The organism is Streptomyces sp. NPDC006385 (assembly GCF_040612485.1).
Lineage (GTDB): Bacteria > Actinomycetota > Actinomycetes > Streptomycetales > Streptomycetaceae > Streptomyces.
Map to the genome: position 1 here is coordinate 1 of NZ_JBEXQG010000069.1, position 13,582 is coordinate 13,582.

The following is a 13,582-nucleotide window of genomic DNA, read 5'->3' on the forward strand; positions in this document are numbered from 1 at the left end:
GGCGGCGCGCCAGGTCGGTGGTTCCGGGCCATTCCACGGTGTGGCCGCGCGGGGTTCTGGGCGGCTTCTCCGCCTTCGCGGTGGCCCTGTTCACCGAGATGTACGGGCCCTCCGGCGTCTGTTCGAAGTCGCAGTCGCGAGACCCTACGGACCCTACGCTTCCTCGCGGCGCAGAGAGGGCTTCAGGTCCTTGAGCCGGCCGAGCAGGCCGTTGACGAACGAGGGCGACTCGTCCGTGGAGAACTCCTTCGCCAGCTGCACCATCTCGTCGAGCACGACCGCGTCCGGAGTCTCGTCGACCCAGATCAGTTCGTACGCGCCGAGACGCAGGATGTTGCGGTCCACGACCGGCATCCGGTCGAGCGTCCAGCCGACCGAGTACTGCGCGATCAGCTCGTCGATGCGCTTCGCGTACGCCGCGTAGCCCTCGACCAGCTGCATCGTGTACTCGCTCACCGGCGGCTGCCGGGTGTCGGTCCGGGAGAGCCGGATCCAGTCCGCGAGGACCGTCAGGACGTCGGCGCCGCGCTGGTCGCCCTCGAAGAGGATCTGGAAGGCGCGCTTGCGGGCCGTGTTGCGGGCAGCCACGGTTAGCTGTTCACCCGGCCGAGGTAGTCGCTCGTACGGGTGTCGACCTTGATCTTCTCTCCGGTGGTGATGAAGAGCGGGACCTGGATCTGGTGACCGGTCTCCAGGGTGGCGGGCTTGGTGCCGCCGGTGGAGCGGTCGCCCTGGACGCCCGGCTCGGTCTCCTGGATGGTCAGCTCGACGGCGGCCGGCAGCTCGACGAAGAGGACCTCGCCCTCGTGCTGGGCGACGGTGGCGGTGAAGCCCTCGATCAGGAAGTTGGCGGCGTCGCCGACGGCCTTGCGGTCGACCATCAGCTGGTCGTAGGTCTCCATGTCCATGAAGACGAAGTAGTCGCCGTCCATGTAGGAGAACTGCATGTCGCGCTTGTCGACGGTGGCCGTCTCGACCTTCACGCCGGCGTTGAAGGTCTTGTCGACGACCTTCCCGGACAGCACGTTCTTGAGCTTGGTGCGCACGAAGGCCGGGCCCTTGCCGGGCTTGACGTGCTGGAACTCGACGACGGACCAGAGCTGGCCGCCTTCGAGCTTGAGCACCATGCCGTTCTTGAGGTCGTTCGTGGAAGCCACGGTTGCGGAATCTCCTGGACTGACGTGGACGACCCCGGCGCACGCCACTGCCTACAGGGCGAGCAGCTCCTTGGTCGTGATGGTGAGTAGCTCGGGTCCGCCGTCCGCCTCGGGGCGGACGACGAGCGTGTCATCGATCCGGACGCCGCCCCGGCCCGGGAGGTGGACCCCCGGTTCGACGGTGACCGGCACGCAAGCGTCCAGTTTACCCATGGCCGCGGGAGCCAACTGAGGGTCCTCGTCGATTTCGAGCCCGACGCCGTGGCCGGTGAGGGCCGGCAGGCCCTCGTGGTACCCGGCGGAGTCCAGCACCTGACGTGCGGCGCGGTCCACGTCGCGGTAGGCGACGCCGGGCGCCAGGGACTCCCGTCCGGCACGCTGGGCGGCGAAGACGAGGTCGTACAGCTCGATCTGCCAGTCCGCGGGAGACGTGCCGATGACGAACGTACGGCCGATCTCGCAGCGGTAGCCGCGGTACGTGGCCCCCAGGCAGACGGAGAGGAAGTCGCCCTCCTCGACCCGGCGGTCGGTGGGCCGGTGCGCGCGTCGGCCGGCGTTCGGGCCGGTGGCGACGGACGTGGGGAAGGCGGGGCCGTCGGCGCCGTGGTCGACCAGGCGTCGTTCGAGCTCCAGTGCGAGGTGACGTTCGGTGCGGCCGACGAGGATGGATTCGAGCAGTTCCCCGAGGGCCTGGTCGGCGATCTCCGCCCCGATCCTGAGGCAGGAGATCTCCTCCTCGTCCTTGACGACCCTGAGCTGCTCCACCGCTCCGCCGAGGTCGGTCAGGCGCAGTCGCGGGACGACCGAGCGGATGGCTCTGTGGCGGGCCACGGTGAGGTGGTGTTCCTCCACGGCGAGACAGACCCCGCCCTGCGCTGCCGCGAGGTCGGCGGCGGCGACGGCGGGATCGCCTCCGGCGCCGGGCAGGACGTGGATCCGCAGGTCGTCGTCGGGGCGGCCTTCGGCGGGGCGGTCGTCGGGCGGGCCGGCGCACACGAGCAGGTCTTCGGTCTTGCCGAGGAGCAGCACGGAGCCCTGGGGGGCGGCGCCCGCGAGGTAGCGGACGTTGGCGGGGCGGGAGATCAGCGCGGCTTGGCTGCCGCCGGCGTTGCAGCGATCCCTCAGTCGGGCTCGGCGAGCCTCGTACGCGTCTGACATGACACGAGCGTAGGAGCTCCGCCGGTTCAGCGCCGGTTGAGGGCGTCTGAGTGGGCGGTGTCTGGATTGTTCGGGTTGTTGGGTGCCGTTCGGGGGACGGGGTGGCCGCTTGGGGTTGTGCGCCGTCTGCGGCTCGGGGGCTTGTCGCGCAGTTCCCCGCGCCCCTTCAGGCCGGCTCAGTCCCCGGCACTCACCAGTTCGGTGGGCTCGCGATCGATCGTGCCAGTACGTCGTTCAGGACCTGGGCCGTCTGTGGGACGTCGAGCTGGGAATTGTCGATGATCGGGAGGCCCGAGCCGTACCAGCCCGCCATGCGGCCGTGGATGCGGGCGACCTCCTCGTCGGTGAGGCGGCGGTTGCCCGTGCGTTCGGCGTTGCGTTCCAGGACGATCTCCAGGCCCGGGAGCAGGACGACCGGGAGGAGGCCGGGGCCCACGTGCCGCTTCCAGCCGCCGAGGCCCACCACCGGGCGGTCGGGGAAGACGGCGTCGTCGAGGATGCAGGAGATGCCGTTGGCCAGGAAGTTGCGCGCGGCGAAGCCGCAGGTGCGGCGGGCCAGGCGGTACTGGGCCTCGGAGTGGTCGTTCCACCCGGACTGGGGGTCGGCGAAGCCCGAGCGGACCCATTCGCGTACGTCGTCGAGGCTGATGTGGGCCGTGGGGACCCGGCGGTGGTCCGCCCAGTACTTGGCGACGCTCGTCTTGCCGGCTCCGGCCGGTCCGATGAGCAGGACCGCGAGGGTGGTGGTGGTCGGGTCGGGCGCCGCGGTGGCGGGTGGGGCGCTCGGCATGGCGACGGGGCCGCCGGGCGGCAGCGGGACGTGGCCCGTGGTCTCGGGTGCCGGCGGGGCCGGGGCGTGGTGCGGCCCGGGCGGGACCTGGCCGGGGGGCGAGAAGCCCGGTGCCGGGGGCGGCGGGGGCACGGGGGCGGTTCCCTGGTGCGGAGCGGGCCCTTGGTGCGGGGCAGGTGCCTGGTGCGGGGCAGGTTGCTGGTGCCCGCCCGGGTGGTGCTGACCCGGGTGGGGTGCGGCCGGTGACCAGCCGTGCCCCGACTGGTGGGGCGGCGGCAGCGGAGAACCCACTGCGTGCTGCATCCGGTGCCACTCCGTCTCGTCCTACTGGGCCATTGGCGCTGCGAGCAGGGCGCGAACCCCGCTCGCTACCGAACGGTACCGCCCCCGGCCGCCGTTTGGTGAACGGCCGGAGGCGGTCCGAAGTGCCCATCGCCACAGGCGAATCGGACGGAAGGGTGTTTCGGCGGACTTACTGGCCGACTTCGCCGTACGCGGCGAGCAGGACGGCCGGGTCCGGACCCTCCAGGACGGTCGGCTTGGCCAGGGCGTCCAGGACGATGAAGCGCAGCAGGTCGCCGCGGGACTTCTTGTCGACCTTCATGGTCTCCAGCAGCTTGGGCCACTGGTCGTAGCGGTAGTGGAGCGGCAGGCCGACGGACTCCAGGATGGTGCGGTGGCGGTCGGCCGTCGCGTCGTCCAACCGGCCCGCCAGACGCCCCAGTTCGGCGGCGAAGTGCATGCCCACGGAGACCGCGGCGCCGTGCCGCCACTTGTAGCGCTCGTTCTTCTCGATGGCGTGGCCGAGGGTGTGGCCGTAGTTCAGGATCTCCCTGAGGCCCGACTCCTTCAGGTCCGACGAGACGACCTCGGCCTTGACCCGGATGGACCGCTCGATCAGCTCGGCGGTGTGCGGGCCGGCCGGGGTCCGCGCGGCCTGCGGGTCGGCCTCGATCAGCTCCAGGATCGCCGGGTCGGCGATGAACCCCGCCTTGATGACCTCCGCGAGGCCGGACACGTAGTCGTTGACCGGGAGGGAGTCCAGCGCGGCCAGGTCGCAGAGCACACCGGCCGGCGGGTGGAAGGCGCCGACGAGGTTCTTGCCCTCGGCGGTGTTGATGCCGGTCTTGCCGCCGACGGCCGCGTCGACCATGGCGAGCACGGTGGTCGGGATCGCGATCCAGCGCACCCCGCGCAGCCAGGTCGCGGCCACGAACCCGGCGAGGTCCGTGGTGGCCCCGCCGCCGACACCGACGATGACGTCGCTGCGGGTGAACCCGGACTGGCCGAGCGCCTTCCAGCAGTAGGCGGCCACCTCGGCGGTCTTGGCCTCCTCGGCGTTCGGCACCTGGATGGCGACCGCCTCGTAGCCCTGCTCGGCCAGGTCGGCTCGGAGCCCCTCGCCGGTCTCGGCCAGCGCCTCGGGGTGGATGACGGCCACCCGCTTCGCCCTGTCCCCGATCAACCCGCCCAGCTCGCCGAGGAGCTGACGGCCCACCAGGACCTCGTACGGGTCGGTGCCCGAGGTCCCGCCGACCTGGATCCGGGTGACTGCCTCGCTCATGCTTCCTTCAACTCCAGTGCGTCCAGGGCGACTTCGGTGACCTCTTCGGGCGTACGGCCGTCGGTGGCGACCACCACGGTGGCGACCTCCTCGTACAGGTGCCGACGGGCCTCCATCAGCTCGCGCCACTGCTTGCGCGGGTTGACCGCCAGCAGCGGGCGGGCGACGCCCAGGCCGGTGCGCCTGACCGCCTCCTCCACGTCCATCGACAGGTACGCCACCCGCTGCCCGGCGAGCAGCTCGCGCGTGTCGGCGTCGAGGATCGCGCCGCCGCCCAGCGCGAGGACTCCGTCGTGCTCGGCGAGGGCCCTGCGGACGGCCGCCTTCTCGATCGCCCGGAAGGCCCCCTCGCCCTCGTCGACGAAGATGTCGGCGATGGCCCTGCCCTGCTCGGCCACGATGTCGTCGTCGGTGTCCCGGTAGGAGACCCCGAGCCGCTCGGCCAGTAGCCGCCCGACGGTGGACTTGCCCACTCCCATCGGGCCGACCAGGACGACCAGCGGCCCGCTCATCGGATGGCGAGGTTGTCGAGGTACGAGGTCACGTTGCGGCGGGTCTCGGCCACCGAGTCACCGCCGAACTTCTCCGCCACCGCGTCCGCGAGCACGAGCGCCACCATGGCCTCGGCGACGATGCCGGCGGCCGGGACCGCGGAGACGTCGGAGCGCTGGTGGTGCGCCTGCGTCGCCTCGCCCGTGGTCACGTCCACGGTCTGCAGCGCGCGCGGCACGGTCGCGATGGGCTTCATCGCGGCGCGGACCCGCAGCAGCTCACCGGTGGTCAGGCCGCCCTCGGTGCCACCGGAGCGGCCGGAGACGCGACGGATGCCCTCGGGCGTGTTCACGATCTCGTCGTGCGCCTTGGAGCCGGGCACCCGCGCCAGCTCGAAGCCGTCACCGATCTCGACGCCCTTGATCGCCTGGATGCCCATCAGCGCGCCGGCCAGCCGGGCGTCCAGCTTGCGGTCCCAGTGCACGTGCGAGCCGAGGCCCACCGGGACGCCGTACGCCAGGATCTCGACCACGCCTCCGAGTGTGTCGCCGTCCTTGTGGGCCTGGTCGATCTCCGCGACCATCGCCTTCGACGCGTCCGCGTCCAGGCAGCGCACCGGGTCCGCGTCCAGCTTCTCGACGTCGGCCGGCGTGGGGTACACGCCCTGCGGCGCCTTCGCGGAGGCCAGCTCGACGACGTGGCTGACGATCTCGATCCCGGCCGTCTCCTTCAGGTACGACCGCGCCACCGCGCCCAGCGCCACGCGAGCGGCGGTCTCCCGGGCGGAGGCCCGCTCCAGGATCGGGCGTGCCTCGTCGAAACCGTACTTCTGCATGCCGGCGAGGTCGGCGTGGCCGGGCCGGGGCCGGGTCAGCGGCGCGTTGCGGGCGAGCCCCGCCAGGATCTCGGGGTCGACCGGGTCGGCGGCCATGACCTGCTCCCACTTCGGCCACTCGGTGTTCCCCACCATGATCGCGACCGGGGAGCCCAGGGTGAGTCCGTGCCGGACACCGCCCAGGAAGGTGACCTTGTCCTGCTCGAACTTCATCCGCGCACCGCGGCCATAACCGAGCCGTCGCCTGGCCAGGTGGTCCGCCACCATCTCCGTGGTGATCGGCACGCCGGCGGGAAGGCCCTCCAGCGTCGCGACGAGTGCGGGGCCATGGGACTCCCCCGCGGTCAGCCAGCGCAACCTGCTCAACGGTGCTCCTCGATGCTCGCGCCTGGTACTGCCTGCGTACGCGCGTCCTCGCGTACGGCGACAGCGCGACCAGGTGCGCGGCCCTGGCCCGCCATCTCCGATCCTCCCACGTCCGGCGCCGGTGTCCGGCCGCCGGTCCATCAGGCGGACGGCGGGTGGACGGCATCGGCGGCCGGAGGGATCAGGCGGGGCGGTTGCCCTGATGGTGCTGCGGGGCGTAGGCGCCGAGGAAATCGGCACCGCTCGGCTGTTGTGCCGGCTGCTGGGGAGCGTAGGGCCCCAGGTAGTCGGCTCCTCGCCCCTGCCCGTGCTGGGGCGCCGCCTGAACGGCTCCCGACTGACGCACCGCCCGCCGCTGGGCGATCTTGCGCTTCAGCTTGAAGCCCCAGGACCCGAGGACGAGGAGCACGATCAGGACGAGCACAGGAATCTGCACCCAGTCCGGCATGAACTGCAGGACGATCTCGAATATCTCGCTCTTGCCGGACGCCAGCGACACGCCAGTGGACACGCTCGTGCTCCCCCTCTGTCTTTCTCCGCCCCCTGCGGAACCCAGCGGATCTTAGCGGGCCGCGAGTGCGCGCTCCCCCGCTTTTCGCATGGCCTCCAGCGGCGCCGGGGCCCGGCCGGTCATCTGCTCCACCTGGAGCACCGCTTGGTGCACCAGCAGGTCGAGCCCGCTGACCACGGCTCCGCCGAACATGGACCAGCGGGCCGCGAGAGCGGTCGGCCAGGGGTCGTAGAGCACGTCGAACAGGGTGGCGGGGCGCTCCGGTACGGCGGCGGCGAGGGCGTCGGTCGTACCGGCCGGGGTGGTCGCGATCACCAGCGGGGCGTGCAGCGCCCGGTCCGCGTCCGCCCAGTCCGCCGTCCGCACGTCGACGTCGAGCCGCTCGCCCCATTCCCGCATCTCGGCGGCGCGGGCCTCGCTGCGTACGTACGCCACGACCTCACCGGTGCAGATGCGCGCCAGTGCGGCCAGCGCGGACGAGGCCGTGGCGCCGGCGCCGAGGATCGCGGCGGAGTCGACCTGCTCGACACCTCGCTCCCGCAGGGCGGCGACCATGCCGGGGATGTCGGTGTTGTCACCGGTCCGGCGGCCGTCCTCGGTGAGGACAACGGTGTTGACGGCCTCCACCGAGGCCGCCGTCTCGCTGGTCTCGTCGAGCAGAGGGATGACGGCCCGCTTGAGCGGCATCGTCAACGACAGGCCGGCCCACTCCGGCCCGAGTTCCGCGAGGAAGCCGGGCAGCGCGGCCTCGTCGATCTCGAACCGGTCGTACGACCAGCCCGAGAGCCCCAGCTCCTCGTAGGCGGCCCGGTGCAGCACCGGGGAGAGGGAGTGGGCGATGGGCGAACCGAGAACGGCCGCCCTGCGGGCGTCAGTTGCCCCTGCTCTCATTGAACTTGTCCTTGAGCCTCTGGAATTCTTCGTGCGTCTTGGCGAACTCGGTCTTGCTCACACCGTCGACAGCGACGAAGTAGTACCAGCCCTGGTCGGTCGGATTCAGCGTTCCCTTGATCGCACCGTCACCCGGGTTCCCGATCGGTCCGGGCGGCAGACCCTTCTGGGTGTACGTGTTGTACGGGTCCTGGTTGCTGTTGATCTCGGACTCGCTGATATTGATGTTGCTCTCGCCCTTCAGGTAGTTGAAGGTCGAGTCGAACTGCAGCAGTCCGTAGGTCTCGGGGTTGGCGAGGTCGAGGCGGTTGTAGACCACCTCCGCCATCTTGCGGTAGTCGTCGTCGGTCTTGCCCTCGGCCTCGACGAGGCTGGCGACCGTGACGACCTGCAGCGGGTTGTCCAGCTTGAGCGCCCTGGCCTTGGTCTCCAGGTCGAGCGCCGCGTACTTCTCCGCGGCCTGGGTCACCATCGCCTTGAGGACGACCTCGGGCTTCATGCCCTTGGCAGCGGGATAGGTCCCCGGGGAGAGGAATCCTTCCAGCGGATCCTTGATCTCCTTGTTGTCATTCGCCCAGCTCGGAAGTCCGAGGCTCTTGAATTTCTCCTCGGCGACCTTCGCGGTGGTACCCGACGACAATTCGAGCTGTTCGTCGATCGCCTTGTAGACACTCACATTGCGCTCGCCCGGCCTGACGAGAACGTTGTTCTGGCTCGCGGGGTCGAGCATCAGCTCGACGGCACTCGCGGCGGACATCTGCTTCTTCAGCAGGTAAGCACCGGCCTGGATCTTGCCCCCGTTGGGATTCTGCTCCTGAGCGGCGACGAAGGCGTCCACGCTCTTCACGACGCCGGCCGCCTTCAGCCGCCGGCCGATCTCGGATCCGAGCGCGCCCTTGGGGATCTCGACGGTCACCTTCTCGCTCGTACCGTCCCCCGCAAAGTCCGGCGCCGAGCCGAAACGATCCTTGTAGAACTGGTAGCCGAAATATCCGACGCCGGCCACGCCTCCACCGAAGACCAGCACGACCACCAGACAGGCGAGCCCACTACGGCGCTTCTTGGGCTTGCCGCCCCGGCCGCGGCGGTCACCGCGCCCCCGGCCACCGCCCGACTCGTCGTCGAAGTCGTTGTCGTCGTCATCGTCCCCGCCGCCAGCGAAGAACGCGTGTTCGCCCTGGTCAGGGCCTGGGTCCCAGTCGGTCTGCGGCGGCTCCGGCTCGGCCCGACGTCGGCTCGGCGGCTCCGGTGGCGGGTACGCCTCGGGTGTTCCGTAGTAGTCGGGCTGCTGACCGCCGTACGCGGCGGTCTGCTGGCCGTAGGGGTCCGACGGGTCGGGGTACTGGGCGTGGGCCTGCGTTCCGTCCGCCCAGCCGCCGCCGTTGTCGTACGGCTGCTGCCCCTGGCCCGCGTACTGCTGCTGGTCGTACTGGTTCTGGTCGTACTGCTGCTGGTACTGCTGCGCCTGTCCCTGCTGCTGGTACTGCTGCTGCGCCTGACCGTATGCGGCCTGTTGGCCGTCGCCCCAGTCGCCGTAGTGCTGTTGCTGCTGCGACTGCTCCGGATAGTGCTGCGGCTGGCCGCCGTAGGCAGCCTGGCGGCCCGCTTCGGCCTGCTGCCCTTCCCATCCGCCGTCCCCGTACAACGGGTCCTCGGGATGCCACGGTTCGGAGCCTGGGCCCCGGCCATACTCAGTCATCGATCCCCTAGAGCCGCGAGGCGGCGGTCACGCGGCTGCTGAAGATCCGGCTACCGTCCCGCCTCTCTCTGTGCCCCGGCTGTTCGAAAACCGGCGCATCGCGCGGAACGTTACCGTATCGCGATCAGATGACCACTTCGACGCCCTCTCCGGGAGCTTTACCTGACACCCGTTCGGATTCGAGCGCCTGCTGCAAGATGATCACAGCGGCTGCCTGGTCGATCACGGACCGGCCCTTCTTCGACTTCACGCCCGAGGCGCGCAGTCCCTGACTGGCCGTCACGGTCGTCATCCGCTCATCCACGAGCCTGACCGGTACGGGCGCGATCATGCGTGCCAGTTCCTGGGCGAAGGCCCTGACCTTGGCCGCGGCCGGGCCCTCGCCCCCCTTGAGGGAGCGAGGGAGACCGACGACGACCTCGATCGGCTCGTATTCCTCGACGAGTTGCCCGAGGCGGCGGTGAGCCGCCGGGACATCCCGGCCGGGGACCGTCTCCACCGGCGTGGCGAGGATCCCGTCGGGGTCGCACGAGGCGACGCCGATGCGGGCGTCCCCGACGTCGATCGCGAGGCGACGGCCGCGGCGCATGCCCGGGCCGTCGCCGCTCGCCTGTCTGTCGGCGCTCACTTGGCCGTGTCCGCCACGAGCCGCTCGACGGCCTCGACGGCCTCGCCGACCGCGGCCGGGTTCTGACCGCCGCCCTGGGCGACGTCCGGCTTGCCGCCCCCGCCGCCACCGAGGGTCTTGGCGGCCGTACGGACCAGCTCACCGGCCTTGAGTCCGCGCTCGCGGGCTGCCTCGTTGGTGGCGATGACCGTGAGCGGCTTGCCGTTGTTGACCGTGAACAGGGCGACCACGGCGGCCCGGCCGCCCTGGATGCGGCCGCGCACGTCGAGGACCAGCTTGCGCAGGTCGTCGGGCGTCGTGCCGTCCGGGACCTGGCCGGTGACGACCGCGATGCCGCGCACGTCCTTGGCGGACTCGGCCAGACCGGCGGCGGCCTGGAGCACCTTCTCGGCGCGGAACTTCTCGATCTCCTTCTCGGCGTCCTTCAGCTTGCCGAGCATGGCGGAGACCTTCTCCGGGAGGTCCTGCGAGCGGCCCTTGAGCAGTTCGGTGAGCTGGTTGACGACCGTGTGCTCGCGGGCGAGGAAGTTGTAGGCGTCCACGCCGACCAGGGCCTCGATACGGCGCACACCGGAGCCGATGGACGACTCGCCGAGCAGCTTCACCAGGCCGAGCTGAGCGGTGTTGTGGACGTGCGTGCCGCCGCACAGCTCCTTGGAGAAGTCGCCGATGGTGACGACGCGCACGCGCTCGCCGTACTTCTCGCCGAACTCGGCGATGGCGCCCTGCTTCTTCGCCTCGTCGATGCCCATGACCTCGGCCTGCACGTCGAGGTCGCGGGCGAGCACCTCGTTGATCTTCTGCTCGACGTCGGTCATCACGGCCGTGGGCACGGCGGACGGCGAACCGAAGTCGAAGCGGAAGCGACCGGGCTGGTTCTCGGAACCGGCCTGGGCGGCCGTCGGACCGAGGGCGTCGCGCAGGGCCTGGTGGGTGAGGTGGGTGGCCGAGTGGGCGCGGGCGATGGCCTTGCGGCGCCGGGAGTCGATCCTGGCGTGCGCCTTGGCGCCGACGGTGATCTCACCGACCTGGACGACGCCCTTGTGGACGTACACACCCGGGACCGGCTTCTGGCAGTCGCGGACCTCGATGACGGCGCCGGAGTCGGCCTTGATCCGGCCGGTGTCGCCGATCTGGCCGCCGCCCTCGGCGTAGAACGGGGTCCGGTCGAGGACGATCTCGACCTCGTCGCCCTCGGTGGCCGCCGGGGAGGACAGGCCGTTGACGAGGATGCCGACGATCGTGGACTCGCCCTCGGTGTCGGTGTAGCCGATGAAGTCGGTGGCGCCGGCGCTGTCGGCGATCTCGCGGTAGGCGCCCATGTCGGCGTGGCCGGTCTTCTTGGCCTGGGCGTCGGCCTTGGCGCGCTCCCGCTGCTCCTTCATCAGGCGGCGGAAGCCGTCCTCGTCCACGGAGAGGCCCTGCTCGGCGGCCATCTCCAGGGTGAGGTCGATCGGGAAGCCCCAGGTGTCGTGGAGCAGGAACGCCTTGTCGCCGGGCAGCACGGTGGAGCCCGCGGCCTTGGTGTCGCTGACGGCGGTGTCGAGGATGTTGGTACCGGCCTTCAGCGTCTTGAGGAAGGCGTTCTCCTCGGCGAGGGCGACCTTCTCGATGCGCTCGCGGTCGGTGACGAGCTCGGGGTACTGCTGGCCCATCATGCCGATGACAACGTCGATCAGGTCCGTGACGACCGGACCGGTGGCGCCGAGCAGCCGCATGTTGCGGATGGCACGGCGCATGATGCGGCGCAGCACGTAGCCGCGGCCCTCGTTGCCGGGGGTGACGCCGTCGCCGATGAGCATGGTGGCCGTGCGCATGTGGTCGGTGACCACGCGCAAGGAGACGTCCGAGGCGTGGGCGTCGCCGTAGGCGACACCGGTCAGCTCGGTGGCCTTCTTGATGACGGCCATGGAGGTGTCGATCTCGTACATGTTCTGCACGCCCTGCAGAATCATGGCGAGTCGCTCGAGGCCGAGGCCGGTGTCGATGTTCTTGCTGGGCAGTTCGCCGAGGATCTCGAAGTTGTCCTTGCCGGTGCCCTCGCCGCGCTCGTACTGCATGAAGACGAGGTTCCAGATCTCCACGTACCGCTCGTCGTTGACGGCGGGGCCGCCTTCGACGCCGAACTCGGGGCCGCGGTCGTAGTTGATCTCGGAGCAGGGGCCGCACGGGCCGGGTACGCCCATGGACCAGTAGTTGTCCTTCATGCCGAGGCGCTGGATGCGCTCCTTCGGCACGCCGACGATCTCGTGCCAGATGCGCTCGGCCTCGTCGTCGTCCTTGTAGACGGTGATCCACAGGCGCTCGGGGTCGAGGCCGTAGCCGCCCTTGTCCTGGGGCGTGGTGAGCAGCTCCCAGGCGTACTTGATGGCGCCTTCCTTGAAGTAGTCGCCGAAGGAGAAGTTGCCGCACATCTGGAAGAACGTGCCGTGCCGCGTGGTCTTGCCGACCTCTTCGATGTCGGGCGTGCGCACGCACTTCTGGACGCTGGTGGCACGCGCGAAGGGCGGCTTGACCTCACCCAGGAAGTAGGGCTTGAAGGGCACCATGCCGGCCGGGACGAGGAGCAGAGTCGGGTCGTCCGCGATGAGCGACGCCGAAGGGACGACGGTGTGCCCGCGCTCCTCGAAGAAACTCAGCCAGCGGCGGCGAATCTCGGCCGACTCCATCAGTGGTCCTCATTCCGGTTGTACGAATGCGTCTGGTACGTCGAGCCCTCGACGTACTTCGGGTGGTTGCGGTTCTCGATGGCGGCGTGCCGCCGGGGCGCGGGAAGTTCGGGATGCTCGTTGATCCCGAGGGCGTCGCCCAGCTCGGCTTCCCGCACGGCCATGTTGTCCCGGACGTCGAGCGCGAAGCCCACCGCACGGTCCTTGAGGCGGTGACCCGCCTCGATCGCCTTGTTCGCGGCGCCGACGGCCAGGCTCTCGGGGGTCAGCTGCTTCAGCTTGCGGTTGACCTTGGTGGTGGCCCACACACCGGCGGCAACGCCCGTGGTGAACCAGAAAGTACGGCGGAACATCGCTGGCTCTCAGTCCCTCTTCCCTCGGGAACTCCGCCGAGAGACCGTGCGGCCCACGATCACGGTACGCCTCGACGCCTTGGCGGGCACGTCGTCCTTGCGGCCGCCGAGGGCCCGGCGCACGCCGTAGCCGAAGGCGGCGACCTTGACCAGGGGGCCGCCGAAGGTGGAGGCGACGGTGGTGGACAGCGCGGAGGCGTTCGACGTGACCTCCTGGACGTCGGACGCGATCGCGTCGACCCGGTCGATCTGGGTCTGCGCGGACCGCACCGCCGTGGAGGCCTCTGCCAGGAGAGGGACGGCCTGGTCGGTCACGTCCGCGACGAGCTTGGTGGTCGCCTTGAGCGTCTGGGCCAGCCTCGCCAGCGCGACGGCGAGAAAGGAGACCAGGATCGCCCAGAAGACGGCCACCAGGATCCCGGCAACCTCTCCACCGGACACTGTGTGCACCCGCTCCCTGAAACGTGCC

Annotated in this window: 14 protein-coding genes; all 14 read right to left on the bottom strand. The window is 70.4% G+C overall.

Annotated features, from left to right (window positions below):
• Positions 1-153: 153 nt before the first annotated feature.
• The 14 genes from nusB to ABZ078_RS35495 all read right to left on the bottom strand — a co-directional run bounded on the left by nusB (position 154) and on the right by ABZ078_RS35495 (position 13,563).
• Complete coding sequence (gene nusB / locus ABZ078_RS35430; protein ID WP_356582232.1) at positions 154-588, bottom strand: transcription antitermination factor NusB; 435 nt, start codon at positions 586-588, stop codon at positions 154-156.
• A gap of 2 nt (positions 589-590) precedes the next feature.
• Entirely contained in the window at positions 591-1,157 is a 567-nt protein-coding gene (efp, locus tag ABZ078_RS35435) for an elongation factor P (RefSeq protein ID WP_217129986.1), read from the bottom strand.
• A gap of 51 nt (positions 1,158-1,208) precedes the next feature.
• On the bottom strand, positions 1,209-2,315 hold the full coding sequence (locus ABZ078_RS35440; protein WP_356582234.1) for an aminopeptidase P family protein: 1,107 nt from the start codon (positions 2,313-2,315) through the stop codon (positions 1,209-1,211).
• Positions 2,316-2,505: 190 nt separating this feature from the next.
• On the bottom strand, positions 2,506-3,408 hold the full coding sequence (locus ABZ078_RS35445) for a Pro-rich N-terminal domain-containing protein (RefSeq protein ID WP_356582236.1): 903 nt from the start codon (positions 3,406-3,408) through the stop codon (positions 2,506-2,508).
• Positions 3,409-3,577: 169 nt separating this feature from the next.
• Positions 3,578-4,669 (bottom strand): 3-dehydroquinate synthase, encoded by a 1,092-nt coding sequence (aroB, locus tag ABZ078_RS35450; RefSeq protein WP_356582238.1) that lies wholly within the window; start codon positions 4,667-4,669, stop codon positions 3,578-3,580.
• On the bottom strand, positions 4,666-5,181 hold the full coding sequence (locus ABZ078_RS35455) for a shikimate kinase (RefSeq protein ID WP_356582240.1): 516 nt from the start codon (positions 5,179-5,181) through the stop codon (positions 4,666-4,668). Before ABZ078_RS35455 ends, aroB begins: the two co-directional genes overlap by 4 nt.
• Positions 5,178-6,362, bottom strand: coding sequence for a chorismate synthase (gene aroC / locus ABZ078_RS35460; RefSeq protein WP_356582242.1), 1,185 nt, complete (start codon positions 6,360-6,362; stop codon positions 5,178-5,180). Before aroC ends, ABZ078_RS35455 begins: the two co-directional genes overlap by 4 nt.
• A 181-nt stretch (positions 6,363-6,543) precedes the next feature.
• Positions 6,544-6,873, bottom strand: coding sequence for a hypothetical protein (locus ABZ078_RS35465; RefSeq protein WP_356582244.1), 330 nt, complete (start codon positions 6,871-6,873; stop codon positions 6,544-6,546).
• Positions 6,874-6,924: 51 nt separating this feature from the next.
• Positions 6,925-7,764, bottom strand: a complete 840-nt coding sequence (locus ABZ078_RS35470) for a shikimate dehydrogenase (RefSeq protein ID WP_356582246.1) — start codon at positions 7,762-7,764, stop codon at positions 6,925-6,927.
• Complete coding sequence (gene mltG, locus ABZ078_RS35475) at positions 7,745-9,463, bottom strand: endolytic transglycosylase MltG (RefSeq protein ID WP_356582248.1); 1,719 nt, start codon at positions 9,461-9,463, stop codon at positions 7,745-7,747. The genes ABZ078_RS35470 and mltG overlap by 20 nt, the downstream gene beginning before the upstream one ends.
• 124 nt (positions 9,464-9,587) lie before the next feature.
• A complete protein-coding gene (ruvX, locus tag ABZ078_RS35480; RefSeq protein WP_356582309.1) occupies positions 9,588-10,052 on the bottom strand; it encodes a Holliday junction resolvase RuvX in 465 nt (154 codons plus the stop codon).
• 35 nt (positions 10,053-10,087) lie between these two features.
• On the bottom strand, positions 10,088-12,760 hold the full coding sequence (gene alaS / locus ABZ078_RS35485) for an alanine--tRNA ligase (RefSeq protein WP_356582250.1): 2,673 nt from the start codon (positions 12,758-12,760) through the stop codon (positions 10,088-10,090).
• Positions 12,760-13,113, bottom strand: coding sequence for a hypothetical protein (locus ABZ078_RS35490; protein WP_356582252.1), 354 nt, complete (start codon positions 13,111-13,113; stop codon positions 12,760-12,762). Before ABZ078_RS35490 ends, alaS begins: the two co-directional genes overlap by 1 nt.
• 9 nt (positions 13,114-13,122) lie before the next feature.
• The gene (locus tag ABZ078_RS35495) at positions 13,123-13,563 is read right to left on the bottom strand and encodes a DUF948 domain-containing protein (protein WP_356582254.1); all 441 of its coding nucleotides are present in this window, start codon (positions 13,561-13,563) and stop codon (positions 13,123-13,125) included.
• Positions 13,564-13,582: the final 19 nt, after the last annotated feature.